The sequence below is a fragment of the Streptomyces sp. NPDC032161 genome (assembly GCF_040636995.1).
Lineage (GTDB): Bacteria > Actinomycetota > Actinomycetes > Streptomycetales > Streptomycetaceae > Streptomyces.
In genome coordinates, this window is record NZ_JBEZVN010000033.1 from 1 (window position 1) to 19,947 (window position 19,947).

Sequence of the window (19,947 nt, forward strand, 5' to 3'; positions counted from 1 at the left end):
GCTCGACACAAGTTGATCTATCAGGACGTCCCGTTGCGTCATCCACCAGGACTTGACCTGCGACTCAAGACTCAAACGCAACGGCGTTGAGCTCTAAGCGCGGCCTGATATGACTGTCCACTCGAACCTTGCCGCGCAAGGCGTCAGTCGGAAGCTCCTGGCCGCCAGGATGGGCGGCCAGGAGCTTCCGACTGACGTAGGAGAATCAGGCCGGCAGGTAGACCGACTTCCACTCCAGGTAGGCGTTCAGGCCCTCGGGGCCGAGCTCGCGGCCCAGGCCGCTGGCGCCCCGCCCGCCGAAGGGAGAGTTGAAGTCGAGGTCGTAACCGTTGATCCCGATGGTGCCCGTGCGGACCCGGCGAGCGATTGCCGTGCCCCGCTCCTCGTCGGTGGTCCAGACGGAACCCCCGAGGCCGAATTCGGAATCGTTGGCGAGAGCCACGGCTTCGTCGTCCGAATTGTAGGGGGTGACCACGAGAACGGGGCCGAAGATCTCCTCGCGGAAGACGCTCATCTCCGGCCGCACGTCGCCGAGCACCGTCGGCGCGAGGTACCAGCCGCGGTCCAGGTTGGCGGGGCGACCGCCGCCAGCGGTGAGCGTGGCACCCTCTGAGCGCGCGGAGGAGATGTAGCCTTCGACGCGCTCGCGTTGCCGGGCGGAGATCAGCGGACCGACGGCCGTGGCCGGGTCCAGCGGGTCGCCGACCGGCAGCCCGGAGGCGAGGGTCGACACCGCGGCCAGGACCTCGTCGTAGCGGGCGGCGGGGGCCAGAATGCGGGTGCTGAGGTAACACGTCTGGCCGTTGTTGGCGAACGAGGCGCCCACCAGGCCCGCCATGGTGGCCTCGAGATCCGCGTCGTCCAGCACGATGGCCGCGGATTTGCCGCCCAGCTCCAGGGTGACGGGCCGCAGCAGCCGTCCGCAGACCTCGGCAATGGCGCGGCCGGCGGGTGTGGAGCCGGTGAAGGCGACCTTGTCGACGCCGGGGTGGGCCACGAGAGCCTCGCCGACCTCAAGTCCGCCGGGCACGATGTTCAGCACGCCGGGCGGCAGGCCCGCTTCGTCGGCTGCCTCGGCAATGACGTAGGCGTCCAGGGACGTCTCCAGCGCCGGCTTGAGCACGACCGTGCAGCCCGCGGCGAGGGCCGGGGCGATCTTCATCATCCCGAGGACCTGCGGGTAGTTCCACGGCACGATGGCCGCGACCACACCGACCGGTTCCCGGCGCACGAGCGTGGTGGCGCCGGTGAACGAGGGCCGTCGCTCCTCCCACTCCAGAGTGCGGGCGAGGCCTGCGTAGTAGCGCAGAACGGCGGCCGGCCCGTACGCATTGACCAGCGGGGACATGGCGATGGGCATGCCGTTCTGGCGGGTGACCAGGCGTCCCAGTTCATCCGCGCGGGCCTCGATGGCGGCGGCGAACCGCTCCATGGCGTCGGCTCGCTCGGCCGGGCTCGCGGCGGCCCACGGCGCGCCCGGGGCGTCGAGGGCCCGGCGGGCGGCGGTAGCCGCGACGTCGACGTCCTTGGCACCGGCGATGGGGATCCGACCGATCTCCTGCTCGGTGGAGGGCGAGACGACGGTGTGTGTGGTCGTGCTGAGCGGCTGCTGCAGGCTGCCGTCGATGTAGAGGGAGGTGTGTTCCCTGTATGTGTCCATGTCGGGTCCCTGTGATCGGCTCGGGGGAGAGAGCGGGGAGAACGTGGGTCCTACCGGGGTGCCATGCGGATCGCGCCGTCGAGCCGGATGACCTCGCCGTTGAGCATGGGGTTCTCGACGATGTGCTGGACCAGCGCGGCGTACTCGGCGGGGCGGCCCAGGCGGCTGGGGTGGGGGACCTGGGCGCCGAGCGACGCCTTGGCCTCCTCGGGCAGCGAGGCGAGCATCGGCGTCTCGAACAGGCCCGGGGCGATGGTCATGACGCGGATGCGGCTGCCGGCCAGGTCCCGCGCGACGGGCAGGGTGAGACCGACGACTCCGGCCTTGGAGGCGGCGTACGAGGCCTGCCCGATCTGCCCCTCGTACGCGGCGACGGACGCGGTGTTGACGATCACGCCGCGCTCCTCGCTGTCGGCCGTCGGCTCCTGCGCGGCCATGCGGGCTGCCGCCAGCCGGATCACGTTGAACGTGCCGATGAGGTTGACCTGGACGATGCGGTTGAAGTCGGACAGCGGCAGCGGGCCCGACTTGCTGAGCGTGCGGACGGCGTTGCCGATGCCCGCGCAGTTGACTGCGATCCGCAGCTCGCCGAGGTCCGCCGCGGCGTCGAGCGCAGCCGTCACGTCGGCCTCGCTGGTGACGTCGGTGGGCGCGAAGACGGCCCGGTCGCCCAGTTCGGTGGCCACGGCCTTGCCGTCGGATGAGGCGAGGTCGGCGAGGACCACCGAGGCACCCGCGTCGAGGAGCTGCTTGGCGGTGGCGAGACCGAGGCCCGAGGCCCCACCGGTGACGAGCGCGACGCTGCCTGCGATGTTCATTCTGGGTATCTCCTGGGTTGTGAGAATGGGTGACGTATCGTCAGAGGCGTTCGATGATCGTGGCGTTGGACATGCCGCCGCCCTCGCACATGGTCTGCAGGCCGTAGCGGCCGCCGGTCGCCTCCAGGTGGTTGACCAGGGTGGCGAGCAGCCGGGTGCCGGAGGCGCCGAGCGGGTGGCCCAGGGCGATGGCGCCGCCGCGGGGGTTCAGCCGCTCCGGGTCGGCGTCGAACTCCCGCTGCCACAGCAGCGGGACCGGCGCGAAGGCCTCGTTGACCTCGTACGCGTCGATGTTGTCGAGGGACAGGCCGGACCGCGCCAGGACCTTGCGGGTGGCGGGCACGACGCCGTCGAGCATCAGCAGCGGGTCGGAGCCGGTGACGGAGAAGGAGCGGAAGCGGGCGCGCGGGCGCAGGCCGAGCCGCCCGGCGGTGGCGGCGCTCATGATGAGGGCGGCGGAGGCGCCGTCCGTGAGCGGGGAGGAGTTGCCAGGCGTGATCCGCCAGCCGATCTCGGGGAAGCGCTCGGCACCCGGAACTCCCTGAAAGGCGGGCTTGAGGCCGGCAAGGCCCTCGGCCGTGGTCGTCGGGCGGATCGTCTCGTCCACGCGGTGACCGTCGACCGGGACGATCTCGTTCTCGAAACCGCCGGCCTGCGTGGTGGCCTGGGCGAGCTGGTGCGAGCGGGCCGCGAAGGCGTCCAGCTCCTCGCGGTCCAGCTTCCAGCGTGCGGCGAGGATCTCCGCCGACAGCCCCTGGGGCACCAGACCCTCGGGGTAGCGCTCACGCACGCGCATGCCGACGGTGTCCCCGCCGGAGGCGCTGGAGCCCATCGGCACGCGGCTCATCGACTCCACGCCGCACGCGATGACGACGTCGTACGCCCCCGCCAGCACGCCCTGCGCGGCGAAATGCCCGGCCTGCTGGCTGGAGCCACACTGGCGGTCGATGGTCGTCGCGGCCACGGACTCGGGGAACCCCGCGGCCAGCAGCGCGGTGCGGGTGATGTTGAGGGCCTGCTCGCCGGACTGCGAGACGCAGCCGCCGATGACGTCGTCCACCAGGGCGGGGTCGAGGTTGTTGCGCTCGACGAGCGCGCTGAGCACGGTGGCCAGGAGGTCGACGGGGTGGTGGCCGGACAGGGCCCCGCCGGGCTTCCCCCTGCCGGACGCGGTACGGATCACATCGACGATGACGGCGTCGTTCTTGCTGGGCATCTGGGTTCCTTCTCTGCTCAAGTCGTTTGAAGGCGGCTGAAATCGCGAGCTCAGCGGCCGGTCCATCGCGGTGTGCGCTTCTCGGCGAACGCGCGTGGCCCTTCCTTGGCGTCGTCGCTCGCGTTGATCTCCTGCCAGGTGCGGTCGTTCTCGGCCCACGCCGCCGCCTCGCCGGCGGTCTCGGCGTACGTCATCAGGTGCTTCACGGCCCGCAGGGCCAGCGGGGCACCGGCCGCGACCTGCTCTGCCAGTTCCAGGGCGATGTCCACGGACTTGCCGGCCGTGGCGACTCGGTTGACCAGTCCCCAGGCGGCGACCGTGGAGGCGTTGACGGGTGCGCCGGTGAGTGCGATCTCCAGGGCGACGTTGCGCGGGAGGCGCTGCTGGAGCCGCAGCACTCCGCCAGCCGCCGGGAACAGACCGTGGCGTACCTCGGGCAGCCCGAAGGTGGCGTTCTCGTCGGCGACGACGAGATCGCAGGCGAGAACGATCTCAACGCCGCCGCCCAGGGCAAGGCCGTTCACTGCGGCGATCACGGGCTTGCCGAGTGGGTGCCGGACGAGGCCCGCGAAGCCCCACTCGGGATGCAGGGGATCCATCACATCGCGGCCGGCCGCGGCTTCCTTGAGGTCCATGCCGGCGCAAAAGGCGCGTCCCGCCCCAGTGAGGACGGCGACGCGCAGGCTGTCATCCGTGGCGAATTCCTCCAGCGCCGCTCCGACGGCCGCCGAGAGGTTCGAGTCCACCGAGTTCAGGGCGCTGGGCCGGTTGAGCGTGATCAGAGCGATGCCGTCGCGCCGCTCCAGTGTGGCCGCCGGTGCGTGTCCGTCCGACTGTACGTCCGCCATGTGCTGTCTCCTTGACTGCCCCAGGGGGAGCTACTTAACGTTCGTTAGAGGCGGACGTTAGGCCGAGTGTCTTGATGGCGTCAAGGGCCCGTTGTCGAACGCGTTCCCAATCACCGCTAAACCGGTCAAAATAGGCTCATGCGACCAAGAATTCTGAGGCCAGGCACTTGACCGCTGCCAGAAGTTCTCCCAAGATGCCGAACGAACGCTAAATAGCCTCCCTCCAGAGCCGCGAGGACCCGCATGGCTATCGATCTCACCCCCGAGCGCCGGCCGGCCGAACTTCGCGACCGGACCGCTGCTCTCGTGCGGACGGTCACGCGTCCGTCCGGGCTCGACACGCTCCGCTGGCCCGGCGCGACGGAGGGAATCCGACGCCGCACCCTTCAGCAGGCTGCTCGGTGCGCCGGGGCCCACGCTCCGGCCGTGCCAGCGGAGCCGGATGCCTGGCGCCTGACGCTGGAGCAAGCCGCACCCAGCCTCCCGGGGCGGTTCGCCCCGGACTGCGCCGTCTCCGCCCACCCGCGGGAAACGTGGCCCTTTCGCTCCTGCGACGGTCCGTCCCGCACCCACTGCTGGTCGATCGCCCGACGGGCCCTGAGGGACGCCGCGACAAAGGAGCCGAACCGATGAAGAGCACGATGATGGACTGTGACCTGCAGATAGCCGATCTGCTGAGGCACGGGCAGCGGGCCCACGGGAGAAGCCGTGTAGTCCGGTGCTCCCAGGACGGAGGAGGCCACTGGTCCTTCGCCGAGACGGGCGAGCGCGCCGAGCAGCTGGCGGCGGCCCTGACGCGGCTCGGCGTCGAGCGGGGCGATCGCGTGGCCACCCTGTGCTGGAACACTCCTGAGCACGTGGTCGCCTACCTGGCCGTCCCATCTATGGGGGCCGTGCTCCACACCCTGAACCTGCGGCTGCACCCCGACCAGCTCGGCTACGTCATCGAGCACGCCGAGGACCGTGTGCTGCTGGTGGACTCCACCCTGCTCGACATGCTCGGACAGGTGCGCGAGCGGCTCGGCACCGTCCGCCACGTCGTGGTCATCGGTGAGGGCGAGCTCCCCGAGCTGCCCGGCCAGGTCGCCGTCCACCGCTGGGACGACCTCCTCGCCGCGGAACCGCCGGGCTTCTCCTGGCCCGAGGTCGACGAACGCTCGGCCGCCGCCCTCTGCTACACCACCGGTACCACCGGTGACCCGAAGGGCGTCGCCTACAGCCACCGCTCGATCGTCCTGCACACGCTCGGCATGCTCGGCGGCGCGATCTCGGGCATGACGGATCGGGACCGTGTCCTGCCGATCGTGCCGATGTTCCACGCCAACGCGTGGGGATGGCCGTACTGCGCCTGGCTGGCGGGCTCCGATCTGATCATGAACGGCCGGAACCTGCACATACCCGACCTCGCTCGCATCATCAACGAGGAACGGCCCACCGCGGTCGCCGCCGTGCCCACCCTCTGGAACGGCCTGCTCCACCACGGCGAGCATCACCCGCTGGACCTGTCCTCCGTTCGCCTGGCCGGCTGTGGCGGTTCTCGCCCGTCGCGTGCCCTGGTCGTCGGGTTCAAGGAGCAGTACGGAGTCCAGCTCAAGCAGGCCTGGGGCATGACCGAGACCAGCCCGCTGGCCAGCTGGTCGGCACCGCCGCGCGACACCTCCGACGACGAGGACGTCGACTGGATGATCAAGAGCGGCCGGGTGGCGCCCATGGTCCAGGTCCGCGTGATGGGTATGGACGGCACCGAGCAGCCCTGGGACGGGAAGTCGGTCGGCGAACTGCAACTGCGCGGCCCTTGGGTCACCGGTTCGTACCTGCACACCGAGATCACCCCTGACAAGTTCACCGACGGCTGGCTGCGCACCGGCGACCTCGGCACTGTCGAGCCCGGCGGCTGGATCGTCGTGCGCGACCGGCTCAAGGACGGCATCAAGAGCGGCGGCGAGTGGATCTCCACGGTCGAACTGGAGAACGCCATCGCCGAGCACCCGGCGGTCATCGAGGCGACCGTTGTCGGAGTTCCCGACCCGAAGTGGGACGAGCGCCCCCTGGCCTGTGTCGCGCTGGCCGAGGGTGCCTCCGTCACGTCGGCCGAACTCCGTCAGTTCCTGGAGGGACGTGTCGCGCGCTGGTGGATTCCCGAGCGCTGGACGTTCCTTGACGAGGTTCCCAAGACCAGCGTCGGCAAGTACGACAAGCGGGCCGTCCGACGGATGTACCAGGGCGGGGAGATGCACGTGGAGAAGGGCGGTACGGACGCGTGAACCTCAACGGAACCGGCCCGCTGGCCGGACTGCGCGTCCTGGAGATAGCCAGCATGGCCCCGGGTCCCTTCGCCTGCACCCTCCTGGCCGATCTCGGCGCCGAGGTGCTGCGCGTGGATCGCGCCTCCGACGTCGACCCGAAGACGATCCGCTCAACCGATCCCCTCGCCCGGGGGCGGCGTTCGATCGCCGTCGACCTCAAGCACCCCGACGGCGCCGCGCTTGTGCGCCGGCTCGCCTCGCGCGCGGACGTGCTGGTGGAGGGCTTCCGGCCCGGAGTGGCCGAACGCCTGGGCATCGGTCCCGAGGACGTCCTGGCCATCAACCCGCGCTTGGTGTACGGGCGCATGACGGGATGGGGCCAGAGCGGTCCGCTCGCCGCCCGGGCCGGCCACGACATCAACTACATCGCCGTGTCCGGTGCACTGGGCCTGGTAGGCCCGGCCGACGGGCCCCCGGTGGCGCCGGTGAACCTGGTCGGCGACTTCGGCGGTGGTGGCATGCTGCTGGTGGTCGGCATCCTGGCCGCGCTGTACGAACGGCAGCGCTCGGGCCAAGGCCAGGTCGTCGACGCGGCCATGGTCGACGGAGCCGCGTTGCTCACCGCGGCACTGCACGGCATGCGGGCGGCGGGCCAATGGCCCGGCGGCCGCGGCGAGAACATCCTCGACGGAGCGGCCCCCTTCTACACGACGTACGAGACCGCCGATGGCGAGTTCATGGCGGTGGGCCCGATCGAAGAGCGGTTCTACGCCCAGCTCCTGGACGGCCTCGGCCTGGCCGACGAGCCCGACCTCCCCGCGCAACACGACCGCGAGCGCTGGCCCGAGCTGCGGCAGCGGCTGGCCGCCGCGTTCAAGGAGCACACCCGCGACGAGTGGACCGCCCTCTTCGAGCCGACCGACGCCTGCGTCGCTCCGGTACTCAGTCCGTGGGAGGCCCACGAGCATCCGCATAACGTGTCGCGTTCCGTCTTCGCGGAGACGGACGGCGTACGCCAGCCGGGGCCGGCGCCCCGCTTCGACCGTACCCCGGGCGCCATCCAGTGCCCCCCGCCGGTCGCGGGGCAGGACAGCCGTATCGCTCTCTCCGACTGGGGAGTCGACGACTCAGACGCCGATCGTCTGCTCGCGGCGGAGGCCGTTGTCCAGCACCCGCACGCGGGAGAGATCCGATGAGACTCGGCCTGAACATGGGCTACTGGGGCCGCGACGGGGGAGCCGAACCGCTGCGGCTGGCCTTGGAAGCGGAACGTCTCGGATACGACGTCGTCTGGGCTGCCGAGGCCTACGGATCGGACGCCGTCACGGTGCTCTCGTGGCTCGCAGCCCGCACCACGCGCCTCGGACTCGGGTCGGCGGTCATGCAGATCCCCGCCCGCACACCGGCGATGACCGGCATGACCGCCGCCACCCTGGACACCCTGTCGGAGGGGCGCTTTCAGCTGGGACTGGGGGTCTCCGGGCCTCAGGTCTCGGCAGGCTGGCACGGCGTCGAGTTCGGCAAGCCCCTGGGCCGCACACGGGAGTACATCGAGGTCGTACGGTCCGTCGTACGACGCGAACTCGTCCGCCACGACGGTGAGCACTACCCGTTGCCCCTGCCGGGCCCGGACGGCCGTCCGGGGAAGCCGCTGAAGCTGATCATCCAATCTGTGCGAGCGGAGATCCCCGTCTATCTGGCGGCCGTCGGCCCGCGCAACGTCCGCCTGGCCGGCGAGATCGCGGACGGCTGGCTCGCCATTTTCTACGCTCCCTCCCACGCTGACGAGAACCTTGCCCAACTCCGCGCCGGCCGTGGCGAGCGAGGATTGACGGGATTCGACATCGTGGCGACCGTCCCCGTGTCGGTCGGGGACGACCTCGAAGCCTGCGCCGACCGGGTCCGCGACTACGTGGCGCTCTACGTCGGCGGCATGGGGCCCCGCGACAAGAACTCCTACAACGCAAAGGCCCGTGCGCTGGGTTATGAGAAGGAGGCCCGGTTCGTCCAGGACCTCTACCTGTACGGCGACACGGAGGGGGCGGCGGCCGCAGTGCCATTCGGGCTGATCGACGAGACCAGCCTGCTCGGCCCCGTGGACCGGATCGCCGACCGCCTTGCCGCCTTCGCCGCCAGTGGCGTTACCACCCTGTCCATCACCCCCTACGGCGACACCTATGAGGAGAAGGCGGCCGCCTTGGCCGCCGTCGCCGAAGCACTCCACCGCGCGAACATCTGAGGAGAGTCACCGTGCAGCGCACCCTCTACGACCAGGATCACGAGGACTTCCGGGACGTCGTGCGGGAGTTTCTCGCCCGTGAGGTCGTCCCGCACCAGGAGCGCTGGGAGAGCGAGCGCCTCATCGACCGCAGCGCGTGGATCGCCGCCGGCAAGCAGGGCCTGCTTGGCCTTGCCGCCCCCGAAGAGTACGGCGGAGGCGGGCAGGCGGACTTCCGCTACCGCACCGTCATGATGGAGGAGTTCGCCAGGATCGGCGCCGCGTCGTTCGAGTCCGGCATCAGCGTCCAGGACGACATCGTGCTGCCGTACCTGCTCGACCTCGGCACCGCGGAGCAGAAGCGCCGCTGGATCCCCGGCATCTGCACGGGCGAGACCATCACCGCGATCGCCATGACGGAACCCGGCGCGGGCAGCGACCTGCAGGGGATCCGCACCACCGCCGTCCGCGACGGCGACGACTGGATCATCCACGGCTCCAAGACCTTCATCACCAGCGGCATCCTGTCCGACCTGGTCATCGTGCTCGCCCGCACCGACCCGGCCGCCGGGGCCCGCGGCATGAGCCTGTTCGTCCTCGAGCGGGGCATGCCCGGCTTCACCCGGGGGCGCAAGCTGGACAAGATCGGACTGCACGGTCAGGACACCGCGGAGCTGTTCTTCGACTCGGTCCGGGTGCCGGCGTCCAACCTCCTCGGCACCGAAGGTCGCGGCTTCATGCACCTCATGGAGCGCCTGCCACGCGAGCGCATGGCGATCGCGGTATGGGCCCAGTGCGTCACGGAGACCGCCCTGCAGCAGACCCTGGAGTACTGCACCAGTCGCACCGCCTTCGGAAAGCCCGTCGCCGACTTCCAGCACAGCCGCTTCCTGCTGGCCGAACTGACCACGGAGGCGGATGTCACTCGCATCTACCTGGACCGTGCCATCGAGGCGATCAATGACGGAACCCTGTCCGCCGTAGATGCGGCCAAGGCGAAGTGGTGGGCTACCGAACTTCAGACGAAGACCCTCGACCGCTGCCTCCAGCTCCACGGCGGCTACGGCTACACGGTGGAATACCCCATCGGGCGCGCCTTCCTCGACGCCCGAATCCAGACCATCTACGGCGGGACCACCGAGATCATGAAGGAGATCATCGGCCGGTCCCTGACAACCAGCGGAAAGGCGGCCGGCCGATGAGGCGCGACCACTGGCTCAGGCACATCGAGCAGCTCGATCCCGAACGGGACTTCGAGGAGATCCACCGCATGGCGGCCTACCACGAATTCCCCTGGGACACCGTGCAGGCCCTCGGGTTCGCCCTCTACCGCACCTACGCCGTGCCCAGCATCGGCGGACTGCTCGCCAAGACCGGGGAGCTCACCGAGCGTTCGCAGAAGCGGTACGACGACACCATCCTCATCCTCGACGCCGTCGCCGAACACGGTCTCGGCTCGCGGCAGGGGCACGACGCGGTGCGCCGTATGAACCAGATGCACAAGCGCTACGACATCTCCAACGACGACTTCCTCTATGTGCTGGCCACCTTCGTCGTCGTTCCCAAGCGTTGGATGGACACCTACGCCTGGCGCTCGTACAGCCCCAATGAGGTGCGCGCCGTCACCAACTACTACCGGGCGCTGGGCAAGCACATGAACATCCAGGACATCCCGGAGACGTACGGGGAGTTCGAGCGGCTCCTCGATGACTACGAGCGGCAGCACTTCGCGTACGACAAGGGAGGTGCGGCCGTGTCCGACGCCACCCTTGACTTGCTGGCCTCCTGGTATCCCGGCCCGTGCGGATCGGTCATGCGCACGGTGACGGTCTGCTTGATGGACGACCCGTTGCTGAAGGCCTTCGGCTACCGCCGACCGAATCCGGTCGTGCGGGCGGTGGTACGCGGCGGTCTTCACGTACGAGCCCGCCTGCTGAGCCTGATGCCAGCGCGTCGCGAGCCGTTCTTCGCCCGGCAGTCGCCCAACGTGCGCGGCTACAAGAACGGCTACCGGATCTCCGAACTCGGCACGTTCCCGCCGGGCACCTGCCCCGTCCCGCACGAGGGCGGTGCGGCCGACCGCGCAACACCAGAGGGGAAGACCCCATGACGACCGTTGTCGACATAGCGAGCCCTGCCGGGGTTGACCTTGCTGCCCTCAGCCGCTGGTTCGACAAGCACGTCCCAGGCTGTCAGGGCCCTCTGACGTCGACCGTGCTTCACGGTGGCCGCTCCGACCTCACCTACCGGGTCACCGACGGCCACTCCTCGTGGGTCGTGCGCCGGCCGCCGCTCGCAGGGGGCACCCTCACGGAGCACGCCCTCGGTTGCGAGTTCCGGGTGATGTCCGCTCTGCGTGACCGGGGCGTCGCCGTGCCCGAGCCCCTCGTGCACTGCTCCGACGAGGAAGTGATCGGCGCCCCGTTCACGGTCGTGGCGTACGTCGAGGGACGAGTCCTGCGCTCCCGCGCGGACACGGTCGGTCTCACCCCTTTCGAGCTGCTGCGCTGTTCCACCGGCCTCGTTGAACAGCTGGCCCGGCTGCACGCCGTCCCGTACCTCGAAGCTGGACTCGCCGGCTGGGGCAAACCCCAGGGATACCTGAGGCGCCAGCTTGAACACTGGCGCACCCAGTGGGACGTAGTCGCCACCCGCCCGATGCCCGAACTGCTCCGGCTGTACGAGGCGTTGGAAGACGCCGTCCCGAACGAGAGCGGCGCGTCGATCCTGCACGGGGATTTCCGGGTCGACCACACCATCCTTGATCCGGCCGACCTCAGTCGGGTGCGAGCCGTCGTGGACTGGGAGCTGGCCACCCTTGGCGACCCCCTTGCCGATCTCGGCACCTTCCTCGCCTACCGGCACCCGGTCGTCGACGCGTTCCTCGACTCGCCCGCTGCGACCGACCCCGGCTTCCCGAGCCAACTGGACCTCGCCGAGCAATACGCCCTGGTCAGCGGGCGTGACATCACCCTGCTGCCGTTCTACCAGGCGCTGGCGTACTTCAAGATCGCCGTGATGGCGGAAGGAGCCCACGCCCGCCAACTCCAGGGAGTCGGACCGAGGAAGCCCCGATCGAGCGTCGGCTCCTCCGTTCCGGATCTGGTGACGGCCGGACTCGCCCTGGTGGGGCGCGCGCCCTGATAACACCGGCCGGGTCTCAGGGGGGCACGTTCATCAGCACAAGCATTCGGGGACCCCGCCCTCGCCGCTGCCGATGTGGCTGATGTGCGCCGTCGTGGACTGAAAACGGTCCCTGCGCGGCGCCCGCGGTCGCCGATATCGGCACCCTCTCGCCTACCGCGCCCGGCTGCCGACGGCCCGAGCGCGATGGGTTCACCTTGCAGGAATCTCGATGAGGAGACTCCATGAACGAAACAACCGAGCAGGACAAGCACCCCAGAGCCGCAGCCCGCATGGCCGCGGCCGCTGCTGCCATCGAGTGGTACGAGTACTTCACCTTCGGCAACGCCTCGGCACTGATCTTCGCATCGGTGTTCTTCGGCCCCCTCGGTGGAATGGGCGGTGTCCTCGCATCGTTCGCCGTCTTCGCGGTCGGTTTCGGCGCCCGTCCGATCGGCGGCATCGTTGCCGGCCACCTCGGGGACCGGAAGGGCCGCAAGCCCATGCTGGTGTGGTCGCTGGTGACCATCGGCGTTGGCACCGCCGCCATCGGGCTGCTGCCGACCTATCACACCGCCGGTATCATCGCCCCCGCATTGCTGGTGCTGCTGCGGATCGTGCAGGGTCTTGCCGTAGGCGCCATGTACGGGGCCTCGGCGCTGTTGGCCACCGAGCACGCACCCAAGGGCCGGATCGGGATCTTCGGCAGCGCAGTGACTCTGGGCGTTCCGATCGGCCTGATCACCGCCAACCTGGTGTTCATGGGGGTTTCCTCGCTGGTCGGAGCCGATGGCTTCGCGGCCTGGGCCTGGCGCATCCCGTTCCTGTTGGGCGCGGTGGCTGTCCTGCTCGCCTGGCGGGTACACGTGACCGTGGAGGAGACGCCCGAGTTCCAGCGGGCCGCGGCGGCTCGCGCCAGCGGCGGCACGGGGTCGCCCGTGGCGACGCTGATCAAGACCGACCTCGGCACGGTGCTCCTGGCCGGCCTCTCCTACGTCGTCGTCACGGCTGTCTATTACATAGCGGTCGCGGGCATCCTGACGTACGCGGTCAAGCAACTCGACCTGCGGATGAACACCATCCTGCTGCTGGTGACCGGCGCCTCGTCCGTCGCGCTGCTCACGCTGCCGTTCTTCGCCTGGCTCTCCGACCGGTTCGGCCGCATGCGGATCTACACCATCGGCGCCGTCGCGACGCTGATGTGGGCGATCCCGATGTTCCTTCTGATCGACACCGGGACCCCTCTGGGAGTCTTCCTCGGGATCGGCGGCGCGATCATCGTCATCAACATCATGTCGGGACCTCAGGTCCCCCTGTTCAAAGAGCTGTTCGCCGCGGACGTGCGCTACTCGGGTGTGTCGCTGGCTTACCAGATCGCATCCATCGCGGGTGGCGCGGTGGCTCCGTTCATCATGGTCCTGATGTACGACACGTTCGAGACGTCCATGGCGATATCCGCCTACATCATGATGCTCGCGGTGATCTCCCTCGCGTGCATCGCCGGGCTGCGGGGGCGCTACGCCCGGCGCATCGCCGCCGCCGAGACCACCTCGGTCGAGATGGTCATCTGAGAGCCGGGGCGGGTGCGGCCGTCGTACGGCCTCAGGGCACACCGCAGCTCGCCCCTGTCAGATTCATCACGCTTATCTATCGTTCGTTAAGGACGCGGTTAGTGTGCGAAAGAGATACGTGCCAAACGAAAGGAACCTGCCATGGTGCATACACGGTTCTGTGACGTGTTCGGTGTGCAGTACCCCATCGTCCAGGGCGGGATGCAGTGGGTGGGTCGGGCCGAGCTCGTGTCGGCTGTGGCCAACGCGGGAGGTCTGGGCTTCGTCACGGCGCTGACGCAGCCGACGCCCGAGGACCTGGCCAAGGAGATCATCCGCTGCCGCGAGATGACCGACAAGCCCTTCGGAGTGAACCTGACCGTCCTCCCGTCGATCAACCCGCCGCCGTACGCGGAGTACCGGGACGTCATCGTCGACTTGGGCGTACCCGTGGTGGAGACGGCAGGATCCAACCCCGTCGAGCACATGCCGGCGTTCCGGGCCAGCGGGGTCAAGGTCCTGCACAAGTGCACCAGTGTGCGGCACGCCGTCAAGGCGCAGGAACTGGGCGTCGACGGGATCTCGATCGACGGCTTCGAGTGCGCCGGACATCCGGGGGAGGACGACATCCCCGGCCTGGTACTGATTCCTGCGGCTGCCAAGGAGATCACCATCCCCGTGGTCGCCTCCGGCGGCTTCGCCGACGCCCGCGGGCTGGTCGCGGCGCTCGCCCTGGGAGCGGACGGGATCAACATGGGCACCAGGTTCCTGGCCACCGCCGAAGCGCCCGTGCACGAGAACGTGAAGAAGCGACTCGTGGAGGCGACGGAGCGGGACACGGACCTCATCTTCCGCCCACTGCATAACACGGCGCGGGTGGCGCGCAATGCGGTCAGCGACCAGGTCGTCTCGATTCTGGACGCGGGCGGGAAGTTCGAGGACATCCGCGAACTCGTGGCCGGCGCGCGCGGCCGGAAGGTGTACGAGCTCGGTGATGTCGATCTGGGCATCTGGACTGCCGGCGTGGTGCAGGGGCTCATCCACGACATCCCGACCGTCCACGACCTGATCACTCGGATCGTGACCGAAGCGGCCGAGCTGATCAAGGGCCGGCTCGTCGGCCTCCTCGCGTGAGGGATGGAGGAAATCGAGCGCTGTTCGTTGCCGCCGCCAACGGCTTCGCCGTGGCGGCGGCAACGCCAGTCGCCGTCGCGCCATCGAAACGCACGACGCAATCGTCATACGAGAAAGGCACCACCATGTCCACGCAGCATGAGGTCGATGTGATCGTCGCTCGTACCGGCGCGATACTCCGGGTGACGTTCAATCGGCCGGGCAGCCTCAACGCGTTCACCGTCCCCATGCTGAACACCGCGGTCGAAGCCGTGGAGAGCGGCGCCGGAGACCCGAGTGTGCGCGCGATCGTCCTCACCGGCTCCGGACGCGCCTTCAGTGCCGGCGCCGACCTCGCCGGAAGCGCTGAACCGGGAGAGCGGGAAGCGACGGGTGCCGCCATGATCGACGCGGCCAATCGCCTGACCATGGCCGTACGGCAGGTCCCCAAGCCCGTCATCGCCGCGGTGAACGGCCCAGCCGTCGGAGTCGGCTGCTCGTTCGCCATCGCCGCCGACGTGACGGTTGCGAAGGAGTCGGCCTACTTCCTCCTTGCCTTCGCCAACGCGGGGCTGATGCCCGACGGCGGTGCCACCGCTCTCATCCCGGCAGCGATTGGCCGGGCCCGCGCCCTACGTATGGCGCTGCTCGCCGAACGTATTCCGGCGCCGCTCGCCGCCGAATGGGGTCTCATCGCAGCCGCCTATCCGGACGCGGACTTCGAGGCCGAGGCCGACCGGCTCGCGCATCGCCTCGCTGTAGGACCGACCGTGGCGTACGCGCACACGAAGCACGCCGTCAACGCCGCCAGCCTCGCCTCTCTTCCCGAAGCGCTGGGGACCGAGCGGGCGGGGCAGTCCGAACTGTTCCACTCCGCCGACTTCGCGGAAGGAGTCGCCGCTTTCCAGGAGAAGCGAACGCCCCGGTTCTCCGGCCAGTGAGCGGCGGAGCTCACCGCTGCATCGATGCTCGCCGGCGGGCGTGTACGCGGTGCCTGGAGATGGACGCCTGCAGGTGTGCCGGGCATTTCGCAGAGGGCAGGCGTGACCGTGCTTCTCAGGCCGTCTGGAAGAACGGGTAGTCGGTGTAGCCCTCGCCGCCCGGCGCGTAGAACAGCTCCGGTCGCGGCTCGTTCTCCGGGTGGCCGCCCTGCCAGCGCTCGACCAGGTCGGGATTGGCGATGAGCGCCCGCCCCACGGCCACGGCGTCGGCCTCGTCGGCCTCGATCCGCTGCACCGCCTCCTCGCGCGTGGTGCTCGCCCCGAGGAAGCCGCTGTTGACGATCAGCTTGCCGTTGAAGCGCCGGCGCAGCTCCCGGACCAACTCGCCCCCCGGCTCGCTGTGCAGCACGGAGAGGTAGGCCAGGCCCAGCGGGCGCAGCTCGTCGAGAAGGCTGCCGTATGTGGCCAGGACATCGTCACGGTCGGTCTCGTTGACGTCCTGGATGTTGTTCTCCGGCGAGATCCGCAGCCCGACCCGGTCGGCCCCCACGACATTCGCGACTGCCCTGACCACATCGACGACGTAGCGAGCCCGGTTCTGGGGAGAACCGCCGTACTCGTCGGTTCGCTGGTTGGCCGCAGGGGAGAGGAACTGCTGGAGCAGGTAGCCGTTGGCGCTGTGGATCTCCACGCCGTCCATTCCCGCCTCGACGGCCCGGCGGGCCGCGGTGACGAGGTCCTCCAGGGTCTCCTGCGCCTGTGCGGTGGTCATCGCCTGCGGTACGGGGAAGGGCTGCTGCCCCTTCTAGAGCTTCACCCGCTGGTAGTTGATGCTGACCGCGTATTCCTGGACCAGACGTTCATGAATCACCGACGCCTTGAGCAGGACCTCGGACCTGAGCATCGCGTCGATCAGCGGCGCGACCTCGTCCACCACCCGCCGATACCGCTGACCGGCCACTCCTCGCTTCGGCGGCGCGGCTGAAGCCGGGTCCTTCAAGTACTTGCTGACCGTCCGACGGTTCAGCCCGGTCTCCCTGGCGATCTCCCGCAGGCTCATCGCACCGGACTCATAAAATGGCCCGCACCCCCACCGTTGACGGCGAGTCCGTGCTGGCCCAGCCCGTCGACAAGCCCCCGGCCGCCGGCCGGCGCACCAGCCAGCAGACCACCTCCGACCTCGCCTTCCTCGCCCGGGCCCTGAAGGCCCCTGCTCTGCTGGACGCCGCCGACCGCCTCGCTGAACGGGCCCGCAGCGAGTCCTGGACCCACCCGGAGTACCTCGTCGCCTGCCTCCAGCGCGAGGTCGCCGCACGCGAATCGCACGGCGGTGAGGCACGAGTACGCGCCGCCCGTTTCCCCGCGATCAAGACGATCGAGGAACTCGATGTCGCCTATTTGCGCGGCCTGACGCGCGAACAGCTGTCCCACCTGGGAACCTTGGATTTCATCGCGGGCAAGGAGAACGTCGTTTTCTTGGGGCCGCCAGGCACGGGCAAGACACACCTGGCCATCGGCCTGGGCATCCGGGCCTGCCAGGCCGGCCACCGTGTCGCGTTCGCCACCGCGGCGGAGTGGGTCGACCGGCTCGCCGCCGCCCACCAGGCCGGGAACCTCGCCGCCGAGCTCACCCGGTTGGGCCGCTATTCGCTGATCGTGGTGGACGAGGTGGGCTACATCCCCTTCGAATCGGAGGCCGCGAACCTGTTTTTCCAGCTGATCTCGAACCGCTACGAACGCGCTTCGGTGATCGTCACCAGCAACAAGCCCTTCGGGCGCTGGGGAGGGGTCTTCGGCGACGAGACGGTGGCCGCAGCCATGATCGACCGCCTGGTCCACCACGCCGAAGTCCACTCCCTCAAGGGCGACTCCTACCGCATGCGCGGCCGTGAACTCGGCCGCGTCCCAACCGACAGAAGCAACGACTGACCGCACCACCGGGTCACTTTTCAACCGGCCAAACTGGGTCACGGTTCACCCGCCGCCGACAGTGCCCGCGGCAGCTGCCGTGCGTCCGTCAGAAAGCAGCACGCAGGGATGACAAAACCCGCTCGAGGGCCGACTCGCCGTTGCGGGTCGGCCCTGCCGGTCATCCCGATCACCAGCAGATCGCGCAGCGCGTCTGGGACGCCGCCGCCGCTCTCAGGACTCGGCGTGAAGGGCGAGCCGGATGTCGCGAGCCTCGGACATGTGCAGCTCGGCCAGTCGGCCGGCGGTGTTCGCGTCACGGTTGGCGACGTGCTCGATGAGCTGTCGGTGCTGTTCGTGCGCGTGGGCCCAACGGCCCGGCGCGCTGAGTGTGGTCGCGGGGAGCTGGGCGACCTGGAGGGTCAGCCGGGACTGCAGGTCGGCCAGGGCCTCATTGTGTGCGGCCTTGGCTAGGGCGTCATGAAAGTCCCGGTTCGCGAGCATGAGCTCAAGAGGGGTGCTGGATTCGGGATCCAGCTTGTCCTCACGGTCCCACGCGGCCCGTAGTCGGAGTAGGTCGACCTCTCCGCGGCGAGTCGCGGCGTCCTCGGCGATGGCGCGTTCCAGCCAGGTGCGCGCCCGGTAGATGTCGTTGATCTCGTCCGCCGTCCGCTCCCGCATGCGGGCCATGGTGCCTTGGCGGACCACGATGCCGTCCTGCTCTAGCCGGGTCAGGGCCTCACGGATCGGCGTCCGGCTCACGCCGTACCGCTCGCTGAGCGCGAGCTCCGACCACCGGTCACTGTCCGTGAGTCTGCCGTGCAGGATGTCCTCGCTCATCTGTGTGTAGAGAGCGAGCGACCCGCCCGCGCGTGCCGCTGCTTCCTTCTTCGCCGCCATGGGGCGCGTGCCTCCAGATCATCAGCCTGACCTCGAACAACGAGCCTAGTGGATGGGCTGCCGAGCATCCTCCGAGGGACGGCTGTCCGCCTCCTCGTCCACGGATCGCGCGAACGCCGCGGCGACAGCGCTGATCACCGCGGTGCCGATCATGTAGCCGACGAAGATCCACGGCTTTCCGCTGCCGGCCGCGACCAGCGCCGTCGCGATGACGGGCAGCGGCCCGCCGAAGCAGGCACCTGCGACCTGGACGCCGAGTGACAGGCCGGTGTAGCGCACCCGGGCTGGGAAGAGCTCGGCGAACAGGCTCGGCTGGGCACCGTACACGGATCCGTGGCCGAGTCCGAACGCCACGGCCAGCGCGACGGTGAGGAGTACGGCATTCTCCTGATCGACTATCCAGAAGAAGGGGGCGGCCATGAGTGCGAGCGCCACCAGGCCGCCGATGTAGACCGGCCGGCGCCCCACGCGGTCGGTGAGGGCCGCGAAGTACGGCATGGCCACGACCTCGACCGATGCGCCCACGGCGACGGCGATCAACACGGTCTGCCGGTCGTAGCTGAGATTGGTGGTCGCGTAGGTGAGGATGAACGTCGCGAAGGTGTAGAAGAACGTGTTCGGCGCCATGTGCGAGCCGATCAGCACGAGAACCTGCTTGGGGTGCCGGCGCACGACCTCGGCGAGTGGTGCTTTCGCGACGTCGCCTCTGTCGGCCTTGTCGGCGAACTCGGGGCTCTCCGTCACCTTCAGGCGGATGAACATGCCGACCAGGACGAGCACGATGCTCAGCAGGAACGGCACGCGCCAGCCCCAGGCCATGAAGGCCGCGTCGGACAGTCGGCTGATGGCCAGGAAGACGAGGGTGCCCAGGACGAGTCCGATCGGCACGCCCATCTGGGGCCAGCAGCCCCACAGGCCGCGCCGGCCCGCCGGGGCGTGTTCCACGGCCATGACGATGCCGCCGCCGTACTCCCCGCCGACCGCGAAGCCCTGGACGATGCGCAGGACGACGAGCAGGACCGGCGCCCAGATGCCGATCTGCTCGTAGGTGGGCAGGACGCCGATCAGGGTTGTCGAGATCCCCATGAGCAGCAGGGTGAGCACGAGCATCTGCTTCCGGCCCACTCGATCGCCGAAGTGCCCGGCTATTACCCCGCCGAGCGGACGTGCCAGCCATCCGATCGCGAACGTGCCGAAGCTGAGCAGCGTGCTGGCGACCGGCGAGAAGTCCGGGAAGTACAGCGTCGTGAAGACCAGCGCCGCCGCCGTTCCGTAGATGAAGAAGTCGTACCACTCCACGGCTGAGCCGATGAGCGTGGCGGCGGCGACTCTGCCCGGCGACATGGGGCGATGGGTTGTGCTCGCTGACATGGATCTCTCCTGACGAACTAGCCCTGCACAGGCAG

General features: G+C 69.3%; 16 protein-coding genes and 1 pseudogene. 10 read left to right on the forward strand and 7 right to left on the reverse strand.

The window, feature by feature from the left end; all coding sequences use genetic code 11:
- Positions 1–205: 205 nt before the first annotated feature.
- From AB0E67_RS30565 to AB0E67_RS30580, 4 genes are read right to left on the reverse strand one after another with little or no spacing between them, the layout of a single operon-like run.
- Positions 206–1,660: an aldehyde dehydrogenase gene (locus tag AB0E67_RS30565; protein WP_362032707.1), complete on the reverse strand. Its 1,455-nt coding sequence runs from the start codon at positions 1,658–1,660 to the stop codon at positions 206–208.
- Between the two features lie 50 nt (positions 1,661–1,710).
- Entirely contained in the window at positions 1,711–2,478 is a 768-nt protein-coding gene (locus AB0E67_RS30570; RefSeq protein ID WP_362032710.1) for a 3-hydroxyacyl-CoA dehydrogenase, read from the reverse strand.
- A gap of 40 nt (positions 2,479–2,518) precedes the next feature.
- Positions 2,519–3,694, reverse strand: a complete 1,176-nt coding sequence (locus AB0E67_RS30575; protein WP_362032713.1) for a thiolase family protein — start codon at positions 3,692–3,694, stop codon at positions 2,519–2,521.
- Between the two features lie 50 nt (positions 3,695–3,744).
- Entirely contained in the window at positions 3,745–4,542 is a 798-nt protein-coding gene (locus AB0E67_RS30580; protein ID WP_362032716.1) for a crotonase/enoyl-CoA hydratase family protein, read from the reverse strand.
- A 629-nt stretch (positions 4,543–5,171) separates the two neighbouring features.
- On the opposite strand from AB0E67_RS30580, the gene AB0E67_RS30585 reads away from it, so the two are divergent.
- The 9 genes from AB0E67_RS30585 (at position 5,172) to AB0E67_RS30625 (ending at position 15,733) form a co-directional block, all read left to right on the forward strand.
- Positions 5,172–6,806, forward strand: coding sequence for a long-chain fatty acid--CoA ligase (locus AB0E67_RS30585; protein WP_362032719.1), 1,635 nt, complete (start codon positions 5,172–5,174; stop codon positions 6,804–6,806).
- Positions 6,803–7,984: a CaiB/BaiF CoA-transferase family protein gene (locus AB0E67_RS30590; RefSeq protein ID WP_362032722.1), complete on the forward strand. Its 1,182-nt coding sequence runs from the start codon at positions 6,803–6,805 to the stop codon at positions 7,982–7,984. The genes AB0E67_RS30585 and AB0E67_RS30590 overlap by 4 nt, the downstream gene beginning before the upstream one ends.
- Positions 7,981–9,027, forward strand: coding sequence for an LLM class F420-dependent oxidoreductase (locus AB0E67_RS30595; RefSeq protein ID WP_362032725.1), 1,047 nt, complete (start codon positions 7,981–7,983; stop codon positions 9,025–9,027). Before AB0E67_RS30590 ends, AB0E67_RS30595 begins: the two co-directional genes overlap by 4 nt.
- Positions 9,028–9,038: 11 nt before the next feature.
- On the forward strand, positions 9,039–10,208 hold the full coding sequence (locus AB0E67_RS30600) for an acyl-CoA dehydrogenase family protein (protein ID WP_362032728.1): 1,170 nt from the start codon (positions 9,039–9,041) through the stop codon (positions 10,206–10,208).
- A complete protein-coding gene (locus AB0E67_RS30605) occupies positions 10,205–11,116 on the forward strand; it encodes an oxygenase MpaB family protein (protein WP_362032731.1) in 912 nt (303 codons plus the stop codon). The genes AB0E67_RS30600 and AB0E67_RS30605 overlap by 4 nt, the downstream gene beginning before the upstream one ends.
- Positions 11,113–12,150, forward strand: a complete 1,038-nt coding sequence (locus tag AB0E67_RS30610) for a phosphotransferase family protein (RefSeq protein ID WP_362032734.1) — start codon at positions 11,113–11,115, stop codon at positions 12,148–12,150. Before AB0E67_RS30605 ends, AB0E67_RS30610 begins: the two co-directional genes overlap by 4 nt.
- Positions 12,151–12,374: 224 nt before the next feature.
- Positions 12,375–13,700 (forward strand): MFS transporter, encoded by a 1,326-nt coding sequence (locus AB0E67_RS30615; RefSeq protein ID WP_362032737.1) that lies wholly within the window; start codon positions 12,375–12,377, stop codon positions 13,698–13,700.
- Positions 13,701–13,841: 141 nt separating this feature from the next.
- A complete protein-coding gene (locus AB0E67_RS30620; protein ID WP_362032740.1) occupies positions 13,842–14,813 on the forward strand; it encodes a nitronate monooxygenase family protein in 972 nt (323 codons plus the stop codon).
- A gap of 50 nt (positions 14,814–14,863) precedes the next feature.
- Positions 14,864–15,733 (forward strand): enoyl-CoA hydratase, encoded by an 870-nt coding sequence (locus AB0E67_RS30625; protein WP_362032743.1) that lies wholly within the window; start codon positions 14,864–14,866, stop codon positions 15,731–15,733.
- A 115-nt stretch (positions 15,734–15,848) separates the two neighbouring features.
- Here the strand turns inward: AB0E67_RS30625 and AB0E67_RS30630 are convergent.
- Positions 15,849–16,808, reverse strand: a pseudogene (locus tag AB0E67_RS30630) (hypothetical protein); the annotation flags it as partial.
- A 2-nt stretch (positions 16,809–16,810) separates the two neighbouring features.
- Here AB0E67_RS30630 and istB point away from each other — a divergent pair.
- Positions 16,811–17,662, forward strand: a complete 852-nt coding sequence (gene istB / locus AB0E67_RS30635; protein ID WP_362032746.1) for an IS21-like element helper ATPase IstB — start codon at positions 16,811–16,813, stop codon at positions 17,660–17,662.
- A 213-nt stretch (positions 17,663–17,875) separates the two neighbouring features.
- Here istB and AB0E67_RS30640 read toward each other — a convergent pair whose 3' ends face one another.
- The gene (locus tag AB0E67_RS30640; RefSeq protein ID WP_362032749.1) at positions 17,876–18,541 is read right to left on the reverse strand and encodes a GntR family transcriptional regulator; all 666 of its coding nucleotides are present in this window, start codon (positions 18,539–18,541) and stop codon (positions 17,876–17,878) included.
- Between the two features lie 45 nt (positions 18,542–18,586).
- A complete protein-coding gene (locus tag AB0E67_RS30645) occupies positions 18,587–19,912 on the reverse strand; it encodes an MFS transporter (protein ID WP_362032752.1) in 1,326 nt (441 codons plus the stop codon).
- Between the last annotated feature and the right edge of the window lie 35 nt (positions 19,913–19,947).